At 67.7% G+C, this 19769-nt stretch carries 17 protein-coding genes and 2 pseudogenes; 13 read left to right on the top strand and 6 right to left on the bottom strand.

Annotated features, from left to right (window positions below; genetic code table 11):
* Positions 1 to 14: 14 nt before the first annotated feature.
* From V8F63_RS04080 to V8F63_RS04050, 7 genes and pseudogenes are all read left to right on the top strand, one after another.
* On the top strand, positions 15 to 1388 hold the full coding sequence (locus V8F63_RS04080; protein ID WP_392354593.1) for an MFS transporter: 1374 nt from the start codon (positions 15 to 17) through the stop codon (positions 1386 to 1388).
* Between the two features lie 165 nt (positions 1389 to 1553).
* Positions 1554 to 2744 (top strand): ADP-forming succinate--CoA ligase subunit beta, encoded by a 1191-nt coding sequence (gene sucC / locus V8F63_RS04075; protein ID WP_392354592.1) that lies wholly within the window; start codon positions 1554 to 1556, stop codon positions 2742 to 2744.
* Between the two features lie 56 nt (positions 2745 to 2800).
* Positions 2801 to 3702: pseudogene (gene sucD / locus V8F63_RS04070) on the top strand (succinate--CoA ligase subunit alpha).
* Positions 3703 to 4043: 341 nt separating this feature from the next.
* A complete protein-coding gene (locus V8F63_RS04065; protein ID WP_392354591.1) occupies positions 4044 to 7058 on the top strand; it encodes a 2-oxoglutarate dehydrogenase E1 component in 3015 nt (1004 codons plus the stop codon).
* 55 nt (positions 7059 to 7113) lie between these two features.
* Positions 7114 to 7485, top strand: coding sequence for a biotin/lipoyl-containing protein (locus V8F63_RS04060; RefSeq protein ID WP_392354590.1), 372 nt, complete (start codon positions 7114 to 7116; stop codon positions 7483 to 7485).
* Positions 7443 to 8615, top strand: a complete 1173-nt coding sequence (gene odhB, locus V8F63_RS04055) for a 2-oxoglutarate dehydrogenase complex dihydrolipoyllysine-residue succinyltransferase (RefSeq protein ID WP_392355025.1) — start codon at positions 7443 to 7445, stop codon at positions 8613 to 8615. The genes V8F63_RS04060 and odhB overlap by 43 nt, the downstream gene beginning before the upstream one ends.
* Positions 8616 to 8706: 91 nt before the next feature.
* On the top strand, positions 8707 to 9141 hold the full coding sequence (locus V8F63_RS04050; protein ID WP_392354589.1) for a hypothetical protein: 435 nt from the start codon (positions 8707 to 8709) through the stop codon (positions 9139 to 9141).
* On the opposite strand, the gene V8F63_RS04045 is transcribed toward V8F63_RS04050, so the two are convergent.
* Complete coding sequence (locus V8F63_RS04045) at positions 9138 to 9404, bottom strand: DUF6356 family protein (RefSeq protein WP_278070036.1); 267 nt, start codon at positions 9402 to 9404, stop codon at positions 9138 to 9140. The two genes, V8F63_RS04050 and V8F63_RS04045, sit on opposite strands and share 4 nt — an antisense overlap.
* A gap of 157 nt (positions 9405 to 9561) precedes the next feature.
* On the opposite strand from V8F63_RS04045, the pseudogene V8F63_RS04040 reads away from it, so the two are divergent.
* The 3 genes and pseudogenes from V8F63_RS04040 (at position 9562) to V8F63_RS04030 (ending at position 12239) form a co-directional block, all read left to right on the top strand.
* Positions 9562 to 10766 (top strand): annotated as a pseudogene (locus tag V8F63_RS04040) (acyl-CoA dehydrogenase family protein).
* 127 nt (positions 10767 to 10893) lie between these two features.
* Positions 10894 to 12141, top strand: a complete 1248-nt coding sequence (locus V8F63_RS04035) for a trypsin-like peptidase domain-containing protein (RefSeq protein WP_392354588.1) — start codon at positions 10894 to 10896, stop codon at positions 12139 to 12141.
* Positions 12051 to 12239 carry a PDZ domain-containing protein gene (locus tag V8F63_RS04030; RefSeq protein ID WP_392354587.1) on the top strand — a complete coding sequence of 63 codons (189 nt, stop codon included), beginning with the start codon at positions 12051 to 12053 and terminating at the stop codon, positions 12237 to 12239. Before V8F63_RS04035 ends, V8F63_RS04030 begins: the two co-directional genes overlap by 91 nt.
* Before the next feature lie 319 nt (positions 12240 to 12558).
* Here the strand turns inward: V8F63_RS04030 and fabB are convergent, their stop codons facing one another.
* From fabB to V8F63_RS04015, 3 genes are all read right to left on the bottom strand, one after another.
* Positions 12559 to 13788, bottom strand: coding sequence for a beta-ketoacyl-ACP synthase I (fabB, locus tag V8F63_RS04025; protein WP_392354586.1), 1230 nt, complete (start codon positions 13786 to 13788; stop codon positions 12559 to 12561).
* Between the two features lie 63 nt (positions 13789 to 13851).
* The gene (gene fabA / locus V8F63_RS04020) at positions 13852 to 14394 is read right to left on the bottom strand and encodes a 3-hydroxyacyl-[acyl-carrier-protein] dehydratase FabA (RefSeq protein WP_134581859.1); all 543 of its coding nucleotides are present in this window, start codon (positions 14392 to 14394) and stop codon (positions 13852 to 13854) included.
* 79 nt (positions 14395 to 14473) lie between these two features.
* Positions 14474 to 14980, bottom strand: coding sequence for an SH3 domain-containing protein (locus V8F63_RS04015; protein ID WP_303683701.1), 507 nt, complete (start codon positions 14978 to 14980; stop codon positions 14474 to 14476).
* A 118-nt stretch (positions 14981 to 15098) separates the two neighbouring features.
* Here V8F63_RS04015 and V8F63_RS04010 point away from each other — a divergent pair, with 118 nt between their 5' ends.
* Positions 15099 to 16085 (top strand): D-glycerate dehydrogenase, encoded by a 987-nt coding sequence (locus tag V8F63_RS04010; protein ID WP_025976298.1) that lies wholly within the window; start codon positions 15099 to 15101, stop codon positions 16083 to 16085.
* Here V8F63_RS04010 and moeB read toward each other — a convergent pair.
* Both moeB and V8F63_RS04000 read right to left on the bottom strand, forming a co-directional pair.
* On the bottom strand, positions 16082 to 16858 hold the full coding sequence (gene moeB / locus V8F63_RS04005) for a molybdopterin-synthase adenylyltransferase MoeB (RefSeq protein ID WP_392354585.1): 777 nt from the start codon (positions 16856 to 16858) through the stop codon (positions 16082 to 16084). The two genes, V8F63_RS04010 and moeB, sit on opposite strands and share 4 nt — an antisense overlap.
* Positions 16859 to 16890: 32 nt before the next feature.
* Entirely contained in the window at positions 16891 to 17301 is a 411-nt protein-coding gene (locus V8F63_RS04000; protein ID WP_025976296.1) for a BLUF domain-containing protein, read from the bottom strand.
* 144 nt (positions 17302 to 17445) lie between these two features.
* Between V8F63_RS04000 and hslV the strand changes: the two genes are divergently transcribed.
* Together hslV and hslU are read left to right on the top strand one after the other, a co-directional pair.
* Positions 17446 to 18003, top strand: a complete 558-nt coding sequence (gene hslV, locus V8F63_RS03995; RefSeq protein ID WP_025976295.1) for an ATP-dependent protease subunit HslV — start codon at positions 17446 to 17448, stop codon at positions 18001 to 18003.
* A 72-nt stretch (positions 18004 to 18075) separates the two neighbouring features.
* On the top strand, positions 18076 to 19380 hold the full coding sequence (gene hslU, locus V8F63_RS03990) for an ATP-dependent protease ATPase subunit HslU (protein WP_392354584.1): 1305 nt from the start codon (positions 18076 to 18078) through the stop codon (positions 19378 to 19380).
* Positions 19381 to 19769 lie beyond the last annotated feature (389 nt).

The raw sequence follows: 19769 nt of genomic DNA, 5'->3' as shown, positions 1-19769 counted from the left end.
AGTCGGGGAACGTCATGAGTGAGATCGGAGCGGCCAAGGCCGAAGCAGCGGCGGTCGACGCCCGCGCCGCTTCGCCGGGCTATCGCTACTATGTGCTGGGGATCCTGATCCTCATCTATATGCTGAACTTCCTGGACCGGCAGATCATCGGCATCCTGGCCGCGCCGCTGAAGGCGGAGTTCAACCTCAGCGACACTCAGTTCGGCCTGCTGGGCGGCCTGGCTTTCGCCCTGCTGTATTCGACCCTAGCGATCCCCATCGCCTGGCTGGCGGACCGCTTCAGCCGGGTGTGGATCATGACCGGCGCCCTGACCATCTGGTCCGGCTTCACCGCCCTGTGCGGCGTGGCGGGCGGCTTCGGCTCTCTGTTCCTGTGCCGGATGGGCGTGGGCATCGGCGAGGCGGGCGGGGTGGCCCCGGCCTATTCCCTGATTTCGGACTATTTTCCCAAGTCGCAGCGGGCGCGGGCCTTGGCGGCCTATGCTTTCGGCATTCCGCTGGGCATGGCGGCGGGCACGCTCGTGGGCGGCCTGCTGGCGGCGACCTACGGCTGGCGCACCGCCTTCATCGTCGTCGGGATTCTGGGCGTGCTGGTGGCCCCGGTGCTGCGGCTGACGGTCAAGGATCCCAAGCGCGGCGGCTTGGACGTGGAGCCCTCTTCGCCGACTGCAGCGCCGGTCGAGGCGCCCAAGGCGCCGCCCTTCATGCAGGTGGTGCGCACCCTGGCGCCCAAGCCCAGCTTCTGGCTGCTGTCGTTCGGCGCGGCGGCCTCGTCGGTGTGCGGCTACGGCGTCGCCGCCTGGCTGCCCAGCTTCTTCATGCGCAGCTTCGGCCTGAGCCTGTCGCAGACGGCCTGGTATTACTCGGCCATCGTCCTGGTCGGCGGGGTGGCGGGCATCTGGCTGGGCGGATCGATGGCGGATCGCCTGGGCAAGAAGTCCAAGTCGGCCTATCCGCTGACGCCGGCGATCGCCTTCCTGATCTCGGTGCCCTGTTTCATCCTGGCGATGAACTCAGGCGCGGTGGTCGGCGCCGTCATGCCGGGCTCGGACCCCAACGGCTTCGCCTCCCTGGCTCTGGCCTTCGCGATCTTTCTGATCCCCACGGGGCTGAACCTGGTGTGGCTGGGGCCGATCACGGCGGCGGTGCAGCATCTGGGCGGGCCGTCGATGCGGACCACGGCCTCGGCCCTGTTCCTGCTGATCAACAACCTGCTGGGGATCGCCGTCGGCATCTATTATTTCGGCTGGATGAGCGACCTGCTGCGTCCGACCTTCGGGGAGGAGAGCCTGCGCTGGGCCATCTATACCGGCATGGGCTTCTACCTGCTGTCCTCGGCCCTGTTCATCTGCGCCTCGCGGACGCTGAAGAACGACTGGGTCGACTGACCGCCTGAAAAACAGTCTGGGCGGCGGCGGCGCGGGGCCGCCGCCCGGCATTAGAAAATCCTTGTGAGGCCATAAACAGACAGGCGGTTGCGCTGGCGAAGGCGCGACGCCTATAAGCGCGGCCAAAGTTTCCACAAACCTCCCTCAGAACGGCGCGGGTCCAACATGAACATTCACGAGTATCAGGCCAAGCAGGTCCTCAAGGGCTACGGCGCCCCGGTTGCGGACGGCGTCGCCATCACCTCGGCCGACCAGGCCGAAGCCGCCGCCAAGCAACTGCCTGGCCCGCTCTATGTCGTGAAGTCGCAGATCCACGCCGGCGGCCGCGGCAAGGGCAAGTTCAAGGAACTGGGCGCCGACGCCAAGGGCGGCGTGCGTCTGGCCTTCTCGATCGAGGAAGCCGTCGCCCACGCCAAGGAAATGCTGGGCAACACCCTGGTCACCGCTCAGACGGGCGAGGCCGGCAAGCAGGTCAACCGCCTGTACATCGAAGACGGCGCCGACATCGCCCGTGAGCTGTATTGCTCGCTGCTGGTCGACCGCTCGGTCGGTCAAACCGCCTTCGTCGTCTCGACCGAAGGCGGCATGGACATCGAGGAAGTGGCCCACGCCACGCCCGAGAAGATCCACACCATCGCCATCAACCCGGAAACCGGCGTGACCGACGAGAACATCGCCGCGATCAACGCCGCGCTGGAGCTGACGGGCGACGCCGCCGAAGACGGCAAGTCGCTGTTCCCGATCCTGTACAAGGCCTTCGTCGAGAAGGACATGGACATGCTCGAGATCAACCCGCTGATCGTCATGGAGAACGGGCGCCTGCGCGTTCTGGACGCCAAGGTCTCGTTCGACGGCAACGCCCTGTACCGCCACGAAGACATCCGCGCCCTACGCGATGAGACCGAGGAAGACGCCAAGGAGATCGAGGCCTCCAAGTGGGACCTCGCCTATGTCGCCCTGGACGGCAACATCGGCTGCATGGTCAACGGCGCCGGTCTGGCCATGGCGACGATGGACATCATCAAGCTGTACGGCAAGGAACCCGCCAACTTCTGCGACGTCGGCGGCGGCGCCTCGAAGGAGAAGGTCGCAGCGGCCTTCAAGATCATCACCGCCGACCCCAAGGTCGAAGGCATCCTGGTCAACATCTTCGGCGGCATCATGAAGTGCGACGTCATCGCTGAAGGCGTCGTCGCCGCGGTGAAGGAAGTGGGCCTGAAGGTGCCGCTGGTCGTGCGTCTGGAAGGCACGAACGTCGAGCTGGGCAAGAAGATCCTGAACGAGTCGGGTCTGGCCATCACGGCCGCCGATGACCTGGACGACGCCGCCCAGAAGATCGTCGCGGCGATCGCCTAAGGCTCGGCCTTAACGACGACCGCCTCGCAGACACACAGATTTCAGAGCACAGACACATGTCCATCCTCGTTAACAAGAACACCAAGATCCTGGTCCAGGGCCTGACCGGCAAGACCGGCAGCTTCCACACCGAACAGGCCCTGGCCTACTACGGCACGCAAATGGTCGGCGGCATCCACCCGGCCAAGGGCGGCCAGACCTGGACCGGTTCGCACGGCGAAAGCCTGCCGATCTTCGCCTCGGTCGCCGAAGGCAAGGATCGCACCGGCGCCGACGCCTCGGTGATCTACGTCCCGCCGGCAGGCGCGGCCGACGCCATCATCGAAGCCATCGAGGCCGAGATCCCCTTCATCACCTGCATCACCGAGGGCATCCCGGTGCAGGACATGGTCCGCGTCAAGGCGCGCCTGGACCGCTCCAACTCGCGCCTGCTCGGCCCGAACTGCCCCGGCGTCCTGACCCCGGAAGAGTGCAAGATCGGCATCATGCCGGGCTCGATCTTCAAGAAGGGCAACGTCGGCATCGTCTCGCGCTCGGGCACCCTGACCTATGAAGCCGTGTTCCAGACCACCAACGAAGGCCTGGGCCAGACCACGGCCGTCGGCATCGGCGGCGACCCGGTCAAGGGCACCGAGTTCATCGACGTGCTGGAAATGTTCCTGGCCGACGACGCGACCGAGTCCATCATCATGATCGGCGAAATCGGCGGCGCGGCCGAAGAAGACGCCGCCCAGTTCCTGATCGACGAAGCCAAGAAGGGCCGCAAGAAGCCGATGGCCGGCTTCATCGCGGGCCGCACGGCGCCAAGGGCCGCACCATGGGCCACGCCGGCGCCGTCGTCTCGGGCGGCAAGGGCGATGCGGAATCCAAGATCGCCGCGATGGAGGCTGCGGGCATCCGCGTCTCGCCGTCGCCCGCGCGTCTGGGCACCACTCTGGTGGAAGTGCTGAAGGGCTAAAGCCCTTCAGCGGCGCCTCCTTGGAGGCGCGGCGCTAACGCTCGCGACGCGGTCGCTCGCGGCTTGAGCGCCGGATTCACTCAAGGGTGGGTTCGGCGTCGGGCGGCGGCGGATTGGACTAAAGTCTAGTCGATCCGCGTTCCGGGGACGTTTTTCGCGCCGTGTGACCTTTTGTAACGCCTCCGGAATCGTCCGGAGGCGTTTTTTCTTGCGGAATCGACCAAATCCACCCGCTCCGCCTCCCTTCGGTCATGACCAGTAAGGAAACAGGGCCTATATGAACGGCGCTGCTCTCCGCGCGGCTGTGCGCGGGCGGTTGTAAAGGGACGATTGAAAGAAAAATGGCGGACGATGCGGGTCGGCTGAACCAGGTCTTTGCCGAGACCTCCTTCCTCTATGGCGCGAACGCGGCCTTTATTGAGGACCTGCACGAAAAATGGGCCTCGGACCCCGGCTCGGTGTCGGGGGAATGGCGCGCCTTCTTCGATCAGTTGAAGGACAACGCCGACCTGGTGAAGCAGTCGGCCGCCGCCGGCTCCTGGGGCCGTTCGGGCGCGACCGAGCCGACCGAAGAGACCGCCGTGTTCGATGGTCGCTGGCCCGCCCCCAAGGCCGATCCCAAGGCCGCCGGCAAGCCCGGCGCGCGCCCGGCTCCGGCTGCAGCCGGCGCCGGTGTTTCGGCCGCCGATGTGCGCGCGGCCGCCCACGACTCCATCCGCGCCCTGATGCTGATCCGCTCTTATCGCGTGAACGGCCACCTGCAGGCGAACCTGGACCCGCTGGGCATTGAGCCGCCGGTTCAGAACCCGGAGCTGACGCCTGAATTCTATGGCTTCACCGAAGCCGACATGGACCGTCCGATCTATCTCGACGGCGTGCTGGGTCTGGAGACCGGCTCGCTGCGCCAGGTGATCGAGCTGCTGCGCCGCACCTACTGCGGCAATATCGGCGTGCAGTTCATGCACATCGCCGAACCGGAAGAAAAAGCCTGGCTGCAACAGCGCATCGAGGGCCCGGACAAATACGCCCAGAACGCCTTCACCAAGGAAGGCAAGCTGGCCATCTTCAAGAAGCTGGTCGAGGCCGAGGGCTTCGAACGCTTCCTGCACAAACGCTTCCCCGGCACCAAGCGCTTCGGTCTGGACGGCGGCGAAGCCATGGTCCCGGCGCTGGAGCAGGTGATCAAGCGCGGCGGCGCCCTGGGCGTCGACGAGATCGTGCTCGGCATGGCGCACCGCGGCCGCCTGAACGTTCTGGCCGCGGTCATGGGCAAGCCCTACAAGGCCATCTTCCACGAGTTCCAGGGCGGTTCTTCCGTCCCCTCGGACATCGAAGGCTCGGGCGACGTCAAATACCACATGGGCGCCTCGTCGGACCGTGAGTTCGACGGCCACAGCGTCCACCTGTCGCTGACCGCCAACCCCTCGCACCTCGAGATCGTCAACCCGGTCGTCCTGGGCAAGTCGCGCGCCAAGCAGGCGTTCGACATTCGCGAGGCCGAGGTCAACCTGGGCAAGCCGGACGCCGAATGGGTGCTGGACCGCTCCAAGGTCGCGCCTCTGCTGATCCACGGCGACGCCGCCTTCGCCGGCCAGGGCGTGGTCGCTGAATGCTTCGCCCTGATGGGGCTGAAGGGCTACCGCACCGGCGGCACCCTGCACTTCGTCATCAACAACCAGATCGGCTTTACGACGGCGCCGCGCAACTCGCGCTCTTCGCCCTATCCGTCGGATGTGGCCCTGATGGTTCAGGCGCCGATCTTCCACGTCAACGGCGACGACCCCGAAGCGGTCGTCTTCGCCGCCAAGGTGGCCACCGAATACCGCCAGAAGTTCCACAAGGACGTGGTGGTGGACATGTTCTGCTACCGCCGCTTCGGCCACAACGAAGGCGACGACCCGACCTTCACCCAGCCGCTGATGTACGCCAAGATCAAGAACCAGCCCTCGACGCTGGAGATCTACGCCAAGCGCCTGATCGCCGAGGGCGTCATCACCCAGGCCGAGGTCGACGCCGAGATCGCCCGCTTCGAAGCCTTCCTCGACGCCGAGTTCGACGCCGGCAAGACCTTCGAGGCCAAGAAGGCCGACTGGCTGGACGGCGAGTGGAAGGGCCTGGGCGTCGACGCCGGCGACGACCAGCAGCAACGCGGCAAGACCGCGGTCGCGGCGGACAAGCTGCGCGACTACGGCCACCGCCTGACCACCATTCCGAACAGCGTCGACGTGCACAAGACGCTGAAGCGCGTCATCGAGACCCGTCGCGAGACGGTGTCGGCCGGCGAGAACATCGACTGGGCCACGGCCGAGAGCCTGGCCTTCGCCAGCCTGCTGGACGAGGGCTACAACATCCGCCTGTCGGGCCAGGACTCGGTGCGCGGCACCTTCTCGCAGCGCCACTCGGGCATCACCGACCAGACGACCGAGCAGCGCTACTTCCCGCTGAATAACCTGCGCGAGGGCCAGGCCCATTTCGAGGTCATCGACTCGGCCCTGTCGGAAGAAGCGGTGCTGGGCTTCGAGTACGGCTATTCGCTGGCCGACCCGAACACCCTGACCATGTGGGAAGGCCAGTTCGGCGACTTCGTGAACGGCGCCCAGGTGGTGATCGACCAGTTCATCTCCTCGGGCGAGCGCAAGTGGCTGCGCATGAGCGGCCTGGTGATGCTTCTGCCGCACGGCTATGAGGGCCAGGGCCCCGAGCACTCCTCGGCGCGTCTCGAGCGCTTCCTGCAGCAGTGCGCCGAGAACAACATGCAGGTCGCCAACTGCACGACGCCGGCCAACTACTTCCACATCCTGCGTCGCCAGCTGCACCGCTCGTTCCGCAAGCCGCTGATCCTGATGACGCCCAAGTCGCTGCTGCGTCACAAGAAGGCCGTCTCGACCCTGGCCGACATGGCCGAGGGTTCGTCCTTCCACCGCGTGCTGCGCGACGACGCCCAGCTGCGTCCGGACGTGGCGGGCGTGACGCTGAAGGCCGACAAGGACATCCGCAAGGTCATCGTCTGCTCGGGCAAGGTCTATTACGACCTGCTGGACGCGCGCGAGAAGGCCGGTCGCGACGACATCTACATCCTGCGTCTGGAACAGTTCTATCCGTGGCCGATCAAGTCGATCTCGGCGGAACTGGCGCGCTTCCCCAACGCCGACCTCGTCTGGTGCCAGGAAGAGCCGAAGAACATGGGCGGCTGGACCTTCGTCGATCCGTGGCTCGAGCTGACGCTTGAGAAGCTGGACGTGAAGGCCAAGCGCGCGCGCTACGTCGGTCGTCCGGCCTCGGCCTCGACCGCTGCGGGCCTGATGAGCCGACACCTGAAGGAACTCGAGACCTTCCTCGCCGAGGCCATGGCCTGACCGCCGCGCCTGACCTAAGAAACACGTTAAGTTCAGACACGAAAAGACACTGAAGATGGCCGATATCCTCACCCCCGCCCTCGGTGAATCCGTCGCCGAAGCCTCCATCGCCAAGTGGACCAAGAAGGTCGGCGACGCCGTCAAGAAGGACGAGGTCCTGGTCGAGCTGGAAACCGACAAGGTCTCGCTGGAAGTCGTCGCCCCCGCCGACGGCGTGCTGTCGGCGATCAACGCTGATGAAGGCGACACCGTCGTCCCCGGCACGGTGCTCGGCGCTGTGACCGAAGGCGGCGCAGCCGCCGCCTCGGCTCCGGCTGCTGCTGCGGCGCCGCCGCCGCCCCGGCCGCTTCGGGCGGCGCTGGCGTCGACATCGCCGTGCCGACGATGGGCGAAAGCGTCGCCGAAGGTTCGATCGGAACCTGGCTGAAGAAGTCGGGCGACACCGTCGCCAAGGACGAACTGCTGGTCGAGGTCGAGACCGATAAGGTGGCCGTGGAAGTCTCGGCCCCGGCCGCCGGCGTCCTGACCATTACGGCCGCGGATGGCGCCACCGTGACCCCGGGTCAGGTGATCGGTTCGGTCGCCGCCTCTGGCGCTGCTGCTGCGGCGGCCCCGGCTGCGGCCGCCGCCCCGGCCAACACGGGTTCGGCCCAGGTCCAAGGCCAGGACAAGGCCTCGGCGCACCTGTCGCCCGCCGTCCAGCGCGTGGTTTCCGAGAACAACCTGAACCCGGCCTCGCTGTCGGCCTCGGGTCCGAAGGGCAACATCACCAAGGCCGACGCCATCGCCGCCATCGGCGCCGCCGCTCCGGCTGCGCCCAAGGCTGCTGCTGCTCCGGCCGCTCCGCGCGCCGACCAGCCGCGCGAAGAGCGGGTGAAGATGACGCGCCTGCGTCAGACCATCGCCCGCCGCCTGAAGGAATCCCAGAACACGGCCGCCCAGCTGACCACCTTCAACGAGGTGGACATGACCAACGTCATGGCCCTGCGCGCCCAGTACAAGGAAGTGTTCGAGAAGCGCCACGGCGTGAAGCTGGGCTTCATGTCTTTCTTCACCAAGGCGGTGGTGCAAGCCCTGCACGAAATCCCGGCCGTCAACGCCGAGATCGACGGCGCGGACATCATCTACAAGAACCACTACGACATCGGCATCGCCGTCGGCACCGACAAGGGCCTGGTGGTTCCGGTTCTGCGCGACGCCGACGTCCTGTCGCTGGCCGGCATCGAGAAGGGCATCGCCGCCCTGGGCAAGGCCGCCCGTGACGGCGCCCTGACCATGGATCAGATGCAGGGCGGCACCTTCACCATCACCAACGGCGGCACCTATGGCTCGCTGATGTCGACGCCGATCCTGAACACGCCGCAGTCGGGCATCCTGGGCATGCACAACATCGTGCAGCGTCCGATGGCCATCAACGGCGAGGTTAAGATCCGTCCGATGATGTACCTGGCCCTCAGCTACGATCACCGCATCGTCGATGGCAAGGAAGCCGTGACCTTCCTGGTCCGCATCAAGGAACTGCTGGAAGACCCGGCGCGCGCCCTGCTGGACCTGTAAGGTCGGCGCGACGCGAACGAGTGACGACGGCGGGATCTTCGGGTCCCGCCGTTTTCATTTGTGGGCGGCGCCGGCGTGCTAGGCTGACGGCATGAGCCTGGTCGAGATCGCCCGCTTTCAAGATGTCTACGAGGCCGATCTGGCGGCGGCCTTCCTGTCGGCGCACGACATCGAGGTGTCCGTGGCCGAGCGGTTCCAGACCACCGTCGACCCCCTGATGCAGCGCGCGCTGGGCATCCGCCTGATGGGGCGGGCGGATCAGGCCGATCAGGCGCGCGACCTGCTGAAACGCGCGCGGGCCGGAGAGTTCGCCACGGAGGAGGGCGATGACCTGAACGCGCCCGAAGCGACCGTCCGTGCGGCGTCGCGCGGCTTGGCCCTGTTGGCGTTCGCGTCGGGCGCAGGCTTTGTCGGCACCAGCCTGCCGCGTCGGTTCAGCGCCTTTCAGTGGACTGGGCTGGCGATCCTGGCTGCGGTGGCGCTGCTGAGCCTGGCCCTGTGGGTGGTCGCAACCCTGAACGCCTAGAGGCCGACGTCCCAGACGCCCGCGTCGCGCATCCGGCATTCGCGGGCCTCGGCGGCGCGGCCGCCCATGTCATGGGCCATGCCGCGAATGGCGTCGGACACCGTGGTCTTGTGACGGCCCGGCACGACGGCGTGGATGAAGGCGCAGCCGGCCAGACGCAGCAGCTTGAGGCCGAAGCGCGACGAGGCGGCCATATGCTCGAAATAGGTCTCGTTGACCTCACGCGGGTGATCGCGGAACAGACGATTGAAAGCGTTCGACATGCAGCCAGCCTAGCGTGTTCGCGCCGGCCCCTCTACCCGGCCGCCGCATTCTGGCCTAAACCCGCGCCAGGAATAGAGGGCGCTTCGTCACGCCGCTTCAACCCCGCATGAGGCGGGCGCGGACGAATCTTCCTTTTCAAGCTCAAGAGGACGACACATGGCCGACGGCACCACCCCTTCCGCCCAGAAATCTTCGGGCCAGACGTTCCGCTGGGATGATCCCTTCGATCTGACGGGGCGTCTGACCGCCGAAGAGCGGATGGTTCAGGACGCCGCCCGGTCCTATACGCGCGAGGCCCTGCTGCCGCGTGTGGTCGCCGCCTTCCGCGACGAGGTCTTCGACCGCGCCATCATGACCGAGATGGGCGAGATGGGCTTCCTGGGCGCCATGCTGCCCGAGCAGTACGGCGGTTCCGAAGCGTCGCACGTCGCCTATGGCCTGATCGCGCGCGAAGTCGAGGCGATCGACAGCGGCTACCGTTCGGCCATGAGCGTGCAGTCGTCGCTGGCCATGTATCCGATCTACGCCTTCGGCTCGGACGAGCAGAAGATGAAGTTCCTGCCCAAGATGGCGGCGGGGGAGCTGGTCGGCTGCTTCGGCCTGACCGAGGCCGACGGCGGGTCCGACCCGGCCTCGATGAAGACCACGGCGGTCGCGGTCGACGGCGGCTATCGCCTGAACGGCGGCAAATACTGGATCACCAACTCGCCGATCAGCGACCTGGCCATCGTCTGGGCCAAGCTTGACGGGACCATCAGGGGCTTCATCGTCGAGCGGGATTTCGAGGGCTTCACCACAGGCAAGATCGGCGACAAGCTGTCCTTGCGCGCCTCGATCACCGGCGACATCGGCCTGAACGACGTCTTCGTGCCGGAAGCCAATATCCTGCCGGGCGTGCAGGGTCTGCGCGGGCCGTTCTCCTGCCTGAACAAGGCGCGTTTCGGCATCGCCTGGGGGCGATGGGCGCGGCCGAGTTCTGCTTCCACGCCAGCCGCGACTATGTGGCCGAGCGCACCCTGTTCGGCCGCCCGCTGTCGGCGCGCCAGCTGGTGCAGAAGAAGCTGGCCGACATGCAGACCGAGATCTTCCTCGGCTTCGAGGGCGCCTATGCTTTGGGCCGCCTGCTGGACACGGGGGCCTGGGTTCCCGAGGCCATCAGCCTGATGAAGCGCAACAACTGCGGCAAGGCCCTGGCCGTGGCGCGTGAGGCCCGCGACATGCACGGCGGCGCCGGGATCACCGGCGAGCTGCACGTCATGCGCCACGCCATGAACCTGGAAACCGTCAACACCTATGAAGGCGCCCACGACGTCCACGCCCTGATCCTGGGCCGCGCCATCACCGGCGAAGCCGCCTTCTGATCCAAGCGTTGCAGAAAACGCGCGGCGGGCCGATCTTTTGCCGTCGTCGCGCGTTTGTCTCGCCTGCGGGGCGGCGGTCCTCGGCAGTCTGTCGGTCCAAGGCGGTCGACGCGTGAAGGAAATCGGAATGACCAAACACAGCCTGCTGGCCGGCGCCGCCCTGGCGATCTTCAGCGTCAGCGGCATGGCCCAGGCGGCGCCCATGACGGCCGCCCGTGCGGCGGTGCAGTCGCCGGTCGCCGCCATGCCCTATGACGCCCGGCGCGGCGTCTTCACCTTCGCCGCCGGGCTGGAGGAAAGCTTGCCCGCCGTGGTGCAGGTGACGACCCTGGGCCAGTCGCGCGGTCCCAGCTCGGCGCGCAACCCCAAGCCCTCCCAGGGCGGCTCGGGCGTCATCATCGACGCGCGCGAAGGCATCATCGTCACCAACCACCACGTCATCGAGAACGGCCAGAAATTCACGGTCGACCTGATCGACGGGCGCTTGTTCGACGCCACCCTGATCGGGGCCGACAAGGCCACCGACATCGCCGTGCTGAAGATCGACGCCCCGGGCCTGTCGCAGGTGACGACGGTGGACTCCGACACCCTGCGCAGCGGCGACTTGGCGTTCGCCGTCGGCTATCCGCTGGGGTTGGACCAGACCCTGACCATGGGCGTCATCTCGGGGCTGAACCGCTCGGGCATGGGCGACGCCATCGAAGACTATATTCAGACCGACGCAGCGGTGAACTCGGGCAATTCGGGCGGCCCGCTGCTGGACAGCCGGGGACGGCTGATCGGCATCAACACCGCCATCCTGTCGGGCGGCTTCGGCGGCGGCAACGACGGCATCGCCTTCGCCGTGCCGACGCGCATCATGATGTTCGTGGTCGACCAGCTGCGCGCCTCGGGCGAGGTCAAGCGCGGCCGCGTCGGCCTGGGACTGGGCTCGCTGACGGCCGAGCGCGCGCGAGAGATCGGGCTCAACATCGTGCGCGGCGCCGTGGTCTATGACGTCGAGCCGGGCTCCTCGGGCGAGCAGGCGGGGCTGAAGCCGGGGGACGTGCTCACCCGCATTCAGGGCCGCCCCGTGGCCAACGCCGGGTCGGTTCAGGCCACGGTCGGCATCGCCCAGGCCGGCACTCAGATGCCCGTCGTCTATCTGCGCGACGGCCGCGAGGCCTCAACCCAGCTGACGGTCGAGCCGTCTGATCCAGCCGCTGTGCGTTTGGGGGCGCAGGCCGCCATCGCCCGCGGCCTGACCCTGCGCAATCCCACGTCAGGCCGGGGGCCCAGATCGCCGTGGTCGAGGCGGGGTCGTCCGCCGCGGCGGCGGGGTTCCAGGCCGGCGATGTGGTGGTCCAGGCGAACGGCGTCGAGATCGCCGACATGAAGGATTTGGCCCAGCGCCTTCAGGCCGCAGGCGAGGCGGTCGTGCCGATCATCGTCCTGCGCGAAAACGAACGCGTCGAGATCGACCTTCCGGCCTGATCGGCGCCGTCTGAAGCTCTACGGCGTCGCCCGCGTGACCCTCGCGCGGGCGAAGTCTTGTGCGCTGAGGGAAGCAGACAGCAAAACGCCCGCGCTGCCGGGAGGGGAGGGGAGGCAGGCGCGGGCGTCGCTTGGAGGAAGCATCGACCCGCCGAGGCCCTTTACGCGGAAAAATCCGGGGGCTGGGGGGCTGTTCAGGATCCGGGACTTCTCCAGGCTCCGACGGGCCGATGCTGCTTTTGTGAGCGCCCTTCCGGGCGGACGAAGGACCGAATGGGGGCGTTTTCGTGTCGCTTCAGATTTTTCCGATCGGTGAAAATCAGACCTTGGACAGGATCAGCGAGGCGTTGGTCCCCCCGAAGCCGAAGCTGTTGGACATGACGTGCTTCAGCTCGCCGTCGTGGCGCTGGCGCAGGATCGGCATGCCCTCGAACTCAGGGTCCAGGGTTTCGATGTGGGCGCTCTCGGCCGCAAAGCCGTGCTTCATCATCAGCAGGCAGTAGATGGCCTCCTGCGCGCCCGCTGCGCCCAGGGAGTGGCCCGTCAGCGACTTGGTCGAGGAGATCATCGGCAGGTCGTCGCCGAAGACGTTGCGCACTGCGCCCATCTCCTTGCTGTCGCCGACCGGCGTGGAGGTGCCGTGCGGGTTCAGATAGTCGATCGTCGGATTGCCGGCCATTTCCAGCGCGATCTTCATGCAGCGCTCGGCGCCCTCGCCCGACGGAGCCACCATGTCGTAGCCGTCCGAGTTGGCGCCGTAGCCGGTGACTTCGGCGTAGATGGTCGCGCCGCGCGCCACGGCGCGTTCGTATTCTTCCAGCACGACGATGCCGGCGCCGCCGGCGATGACGAAGCCGTCGCGGGCCGTGTCATAGGCGCGGCTGGCCTTGTCGGGCGTGTCGTTGAAGTTGGAGGACATGGCGCCCATGGCGTCGAACATGTTCGACATGGACCAGTCGATATCCTCGCAGCCGCCGGCGAAGACCACGTCCTGCTTCCCCCAGGCGATCTGCTCGGCGGCCGCGCCGATGCAGTGGGCGCTGGTCGCGCAGGCCGAGCTGATCGAATAGTTGATGCCCTTCAGCTCGAACCAGGTGGCCAGCACGGCCGAGGGGCCGGACGCCATCGCCTTGGGCACGGCGAAGGGGCCGACGCGCTTGGGCGAGCCCTTTTCGACGGTCGTCTGGGCCGCCTGCAGGATGACCTGGGTCGAGGGGCCGCCCTCGCCGACGATCAGGCCGATGCGCTCGTCCTTGATCTCGTCGGCGCTCAGGCCGCTGTCCTTCAGGGCTTCTTCAAAGGCGATGTGCGCCCAAGCCGTCCCGTTGGCCAGGAAACGGGCGGCGCGGCGGTCGACCAGCGGCGCCCAGTCCTCGGCCGTATGACCCAGGGCCGGCGGCGCCCAGACCTGGGAGCGGAAGCCGTATTTGGCGTGGTCGGCGGCGTGCTGGACGCCCGACTTGGCGTTGCGCAGCGAGGCCGCGACCTCGTCTTGGCCGGTGCCGATGGAGGAGACGATGCCCAGTCCGGTGACGACGACACGCCGCATGGTGTTTCCAATCCTACAAAGTCTGCGGACGCCGCGTGGGCCGCGGCTGTCCATCAAGTGGGGTCAGGCGGCGCTCGGTTCCACCGGAGCCGCGCCGCCGAACAGGCCGACGCGCATATCGGCGCAAGTATAGATGACCTCTCCGTCCGCTTCGAGCACGCCGTCGGCGATGCCCATGACCAGCTTGCGGTTGATGACGCGCTTCAGGTGGACCTTATAGACCACCTTCTTGATGTCGGGGGTCACCTGGCCGGTGAACTTCACCTCGCCGACGCCCAGCGCCCGACCCTTGCCGGGGCCGCCGATCCAGCCCAGGTAGAAGCCGACCAGCTGCCACATGGCGTCCAGGCCCAGGCAGCCCGGCATGACCGGATCGCCGATGAAGTGGCACTGGAAGAACCAGAGGTCGGGGTTGATGTCGAGTTCGGCCTCGACATAGCCCTTGCCGTAGTCGCCGCCGTCAGCGGTGATGGTCTTGATGCGGTCGAACATCAGCATCGGCGGCGCCGGCAGCTGGGCGTTGCCCGGACCGAACAGCTCGCCCCGGCCCGAGGCCAGCAGGCCTTCGTGATCGAACGACGACGGATATTGCGACGACTGGCTCAAGATTGATCAGCTCCGAAAGGTGTTGCTGGCGGGTTACACGACCCGAAGGCCGCGCTCAACCGTGCCGTGGATATGGGGATCAGGAGCTGCGGCCGGTTCCGGCGGGGCGGGCGGCGTTGCACAGGGCGCGTTCCTGGGCGCCGAAGACGGCCCTCTGCTGCACCCAGCCGCGCAGCTTGCGCGCCCGCACGCGGCACCAGCCGTCCTCGCACTCGTCCAGCGACACCAGGGCGTGCGGCGACAGTAGGGCGCGGACCGAGGCGGTTTCCGACCGGCTAGATCGGATGGGCACAGGCTCGTCCGAGCGGTTGAACACGCTGCGGCGGCCCGAGGCGACGGTGCGGTGGATCCAGGCCACGGAGCCGTCGGGGTCGCAGATCTTTCGCCACTCGCGCGTCTCGGCGATCACCTGCACCGGCAGGCCGGCGGCGCGGTATTCCCACAGGATGCGGTAGTCGAGGCCCGGTCCCTGGCGCGCCCGCACCTGCGAGGATTTCAGCGTCACCCAGCGCGGCACCTCCAGCCCGGTCGGGGTGGGGCGGCCGTCCGGCATGGTGGCGCCCGCCGACAGCAGAACGCCGGTCATCAGGATAGCGGCGAGGGCCGCGACGCGAGGCGCCCTTTGTTCCTGACCGCAGCTTTGCTAGACACCGAATATCGACCCGTTCCGAACGGGCGCCGCCCGTGGAAAACCCAGGTCCCCTATGTCCGCTCGCAAGCTTAAGGTCGTATTAACCAGACGCCTGCCTGACGCCGTTGAGACGCGGATGCGCGAACTTTTCGACGCCGAGCTGAACCTGACCGACCGGCCGATGTCGCGGGACGAACTGGCCGCCGCCTTGCAGCGGGCCGAGGTGCTGGCTCCGACCATCACCGACCAGCTGGACGCCGAACTGATCGCAGGCGCGGGCGAGCAGCTGAAGATGATCGCCAACTTCGGCGCGGGCGTGGACCATATCGACATCGACGCCGCCGTCGGGCGCGGCATCATCGTCACCAACACGCCCGGCGTCCTAACCGAGGACACGGCCGATCTGGGCATGAGTCTGATCCTGGCGGTGAGCCGCCGCATCGTCGAGGGCGCCGCCGTCGTCGAGGCCGGGCGCTTCGAGGGCTGGAGCCCGACCTGGATGTGCGGCCGCAAACTGTGGGGCAAGCGTCTGGGCATCGTCGGCATGGGCCGCATCGGTCAGGCCCTGGCCCGCCGCGCCAAGGCCTTCGGCATGCAGGTCCACTATCACAACCGCAAACCCGTCCCGGACATGATCGCCGAAGAGCTGGGCGCGACCTGGTGGGACGATCTGGACCAGATGCTGGCGCGGATGGACGTCATCTCGCTAAACTGCCCGGCGACGAAGGAGACGCACCACCTGCTGTCGGCCGAGCGTCTGGCCCGGCTTCAGCCGCACGCCATCGTGGTCAACACCGCACGCGGCGAACTGATCGACGAGGCGGCCCTGGTCGAGGCGCTGGACCGCCGCGCCCTGTTCGGCGTCGGTCTGGACGTGTTCGAGCACGAGCCGAAGGTTCACCCCGGCCTGATCGGCCGCCCGAACGTGGTGCTGCTGCCTCACCTGGGCTCGGCCACCATCGAGGCGCGCCAGGACATGGGCGACCGCGTCATCGCCAACATCATGACCTATCAGAACGGCCACCGCCCGCCGGACCGCGTCATCCCGGCGATGCTTTAGGCGTGAGCTGACCCGCAGACCGGGCAGGCGGGGTCGGCGGCGATCTTCGCCACCCGGCTGGTTCCGGCTAGCCCGTCATAGAGCATCAGGCGGCCGGTCAGCGGTTCGCCCGCCCCGGTGATCAGCTTGATCGCTTCGAGCGCCGCCATCGCGCCGATGACGCCCGCCAGGGCGCCGACCACGCCGACGCGGGCGCAGGTCTCGGCGTCGGGCGGAACCTCGGGCACCAGACACTGATAGCAGGGACGCCCCTTGAACACCGACACCTGGCCCGACCAGCGGCCGAGCGCGCCCGACACCAGCGGCTTGCCCGCGGCCACGCAGGCGGCGTTGACGGCGAGACGGGTCTCGAAGTCGTCCGTGCCGTCCAGCGCCAGGTCGAAGTCCTGCATCAGGGCCGCCGCGCTGTCGGGCGTGACGCGCTGATTGAAGGTCCGGACCGTGACGTGCGGGTTCAGGGCGTTGAGGCGTTCGGCGCCCGCCTCGACCTTGGCGCGGTCGGGGTCGTCGGCAGTGAAGGCGATCTGGCGCTGCAGGTTGGACAGGGCCACCGTATCGTCGTCGATCAGCCCCAGCGTGCCCACGCCGGCGGCGGCCAGATAGAGGGCGGCCGGGTTGCCCACCCCGCCCATGCCGACGATAAGCACGCGGGCGCGCTTCAGCGCCTGCTGGCCGGGGCCGCCGATCTCGGACAGCACCAGCTGGCGGGCGTAACGCTCGACCTCTTCGTCGGAAAAGCGAACCGGGGCGGCGGGGGCGGGAGGCTGGATCACGCCGGACTGTCTAGCGCAGTCCGGCCGATGCGTCAGGCGGGAAGCGCCAGGACCTGCGACGCCGTGACCAGCAAGGCTTCGGCCTGGGCCGCGCTCAACTGATCCAGGGAGGGGCGGCTTATGTGCGGCCAGACGGGACGAGGCATCTCAACCAGCGTCATCGGCCACTCCTCGAACAGGCGCACTGTGGTGTTCTGGTCCGACAGCAGGCGGATGTTCTCATGGCGCGGGTCGGCGCGCAGCCGGTCCATCAGCCGGTCCACATCGGCGCGGCGTCCTTCGATGGCCTGAAGGAAGCGGCCGTCGTGGCGCATCAGCACCCCAGTGACGCGGTCCCGGCGATTGTTTCTGATCGAGGCGCCGAGAATTTCGGCGAGAACCAGCAGGCTCGTCGCGGCGTCGCCGACGGCGTCGCTGACGTAGATGGCGCGGTGCAGGGGCAAGACGGACTCAGGTGATCGCGTGCGGGGAGGGGCTCCTGTCACGCGGGCGCGCCAGAGGCAAGCGGAGCCATGAGCATGGCGAGCGGTTCTCTGCGGCGCCGGGCCGTCTTGCGGCGACGCCGGTTCCTCGCCATCTGACCCGCCATGAACACGACCGCTTCGAACTTTCCCGACTGGCACGGCACCACCATCCTGGCGGTGCGCAAGAACGGCCGCACCGTCATCGCCGGCGACGGCCAGGTCTCGATGGGACCGACCATCGTCAAGGGCGCGGCGCGCAAGGTGCGGACTTTGGCGAACGGCAAGGTGCTGGCGGGCTTCGCCGGGGCCACGGCCGACGCCCTGACCCTGATCGAGCGTCTGGAGGCCAAGCTGGAGCAGTATCCGGACCAGCTGGCGCGAGCCTGTGTCGAGCTGGCCAAGGACTGGCGCACCGACCGCTATCTGCGCCGGCTGGAGGCCATGCTGCTGGTCGCCGACAAATCCCAGATACTCACTGTCACCGGCGTCGGCGACGTGCTGGAGCCGGAATACGGCGTGGCCGCCGTCGGCTCGGGCGGCAACTATGCCTTGGCCGCCGCCCGCGCCCTGATCGACGAGAACAGCGAGCTGGACGCCGAGCAGATCGCCCGCAAGGCCATGAAGATCGCCGCTGATATCTGCGTCTACACTAACGGCAATCTGACCATTGAAAGTCTGTAGGGCGCTATCGCTCGCCGCGCGGCGGCTTGCTGCTTGAGCGCCTGTTACGCGTATTTCTGGACCGTCTGAACCATGACCGACCTTTCTCCCCGCGAAATCGTCTCTGAACTGGACCGCTTCATCGTCGGCCAGGACGACGCCAAGCGCGCCGTGGCCGTGGCCCTGCGCAACCGCTGGCGCCGCAAGCGCGTGCCCGACGACCTGCGTGACGAGGTCACGCCCAAGAATATCCTGATGATCGGCCCGACGGGCGTGGGCAAGACCGAGATCGCCCGGCGTCTGGCGCGGCTGGCCGGCTCGCCCTTCCTCAAGGTCGAGGCGACCAAGTTCACCGAGGTCGGCTACGTCGGCCGCGACGTCGACCAGATCATGCGCGATCTGGTGGAAAGCGCGCTCGTCATGGTGCGCGACAAGCGCCGCTCGGGCGTCAAGGCCAGGGCCGAGGGGATGGCTGAGGAGCGCATCCTCGACGCCCTGGTCGGGCCCGGTTCGCAGCCCGCCACGCGCGAGGCCTTCCGCAAGAAGCTGCGCGCGGGGGAACTGGACGACAAGGAAATCGAGATCGCCTTGGCCGACACCGCCTCGCCGCTGCAGGGGTTGGACGTGCCGGGCGGCGGCAACGTCGGCCTGCTGAACCTGTCGGAGATGCTGGGCAAGATGGGCGGCGGCCGCACCAAGACGGTCAAGCTGACCGTCAAGGACGCCCTGGCGCCGCTGGTCACCGAGGAGAGCGACAAGCTGCTGGATCAGGAAAGCCTGACCAAGGAAGCGCTCCTGCTGGCCGAGAACGAAGGCATCGTCTTCCTGGACGAGATCGACAAGGTCGCCGCGCGTCAGGATCGCGGCGGCGGCGCCGACGTGTCGCGCGAAGGGGTGCAGCGCGACCTGCTGCCCCTGATCGAGGGCACGACCGTCTCGACCAAATACGGGCCGGTGAAGACCGACCATGTGCTGTTCATCGCCTCGGGCGCTTTCCACGTCGCCAAGCCGTCGGACCTGCTGCCGGAGCTTCAGGGCCGTCTGCCGATCCGGGTCGAGCTGAAGGCCCTGACCCGCGACGACTTCAAGCGCATCCTGACAGAGCCGGAAGCCAATCTGATCCGTCAGAACCAGGCCCTGCTGGCGACCGAAGGGGTGGAGCTGGTCTTCACCGACGATGCCGTGGAGGCCATGGCCGACGCCGCCGTAGCCGCCAACTCCACCGTCGAGAACATCGGCGCGCGCCGTCTTCAGACGGTGATGGAGCGGGTGCTGGAAGAGACCAGCTTCAAGGCCTCCGACCTGTCCGGCCAGACCCTGACCTTCGACGGCGACAAGGTGCGCGAAAAGGTCGGCGACCTGGCCAAGAACGTGGATCTCAGCCGGTTTATTCTGTGACGGCCTGAGCTTCTCCTCCCCACGTCGTGGGGAGGTGGATCGGCGGCGCGGCCACCGAGACGGAGGGGCCGTCTGGTTCTGCTGGCTGAGGCCCCTCCACCGCTACGCGGTCCCCCTCCCCATTGCATGGGGAGGAAATCACCCCGCATCGCCTCCACCGCGTCGACCAATCGTTCCAGCTCCGCCGGGCTCGACAGGCGGTGGTCGCCGCCTTCGATGAGGTCGAGCCGCAGGTCGCCGCCGCTCAGGCGTTCGGCCAGCTCGACCTGATGGCGCCATGGCACGACGTCGTCGGCGCGGCCCTGCAGCACGTGCACCGGGGCGGTGATGTCGATGCGCCCGTCCAGCAGCAGCCAGTCGCGGGCCTCCTCGAACATCCGCCGGGTCAG

Source organism: Brevundimonas sp. LF-1 (assembly GCF_037055305.1).
In the GTDB taxonomy this organism is placed as follows: domain Bacteria; phylum Pseudomonadota; class Alphaproteobacteria; order Caulobacterales; family Caulobacteraceae; genus Brevundimonas; species Brevundimonas sanguinis.
This window is presented reverse-complemented; position numbering and strand designations above follow the sequence as displayed.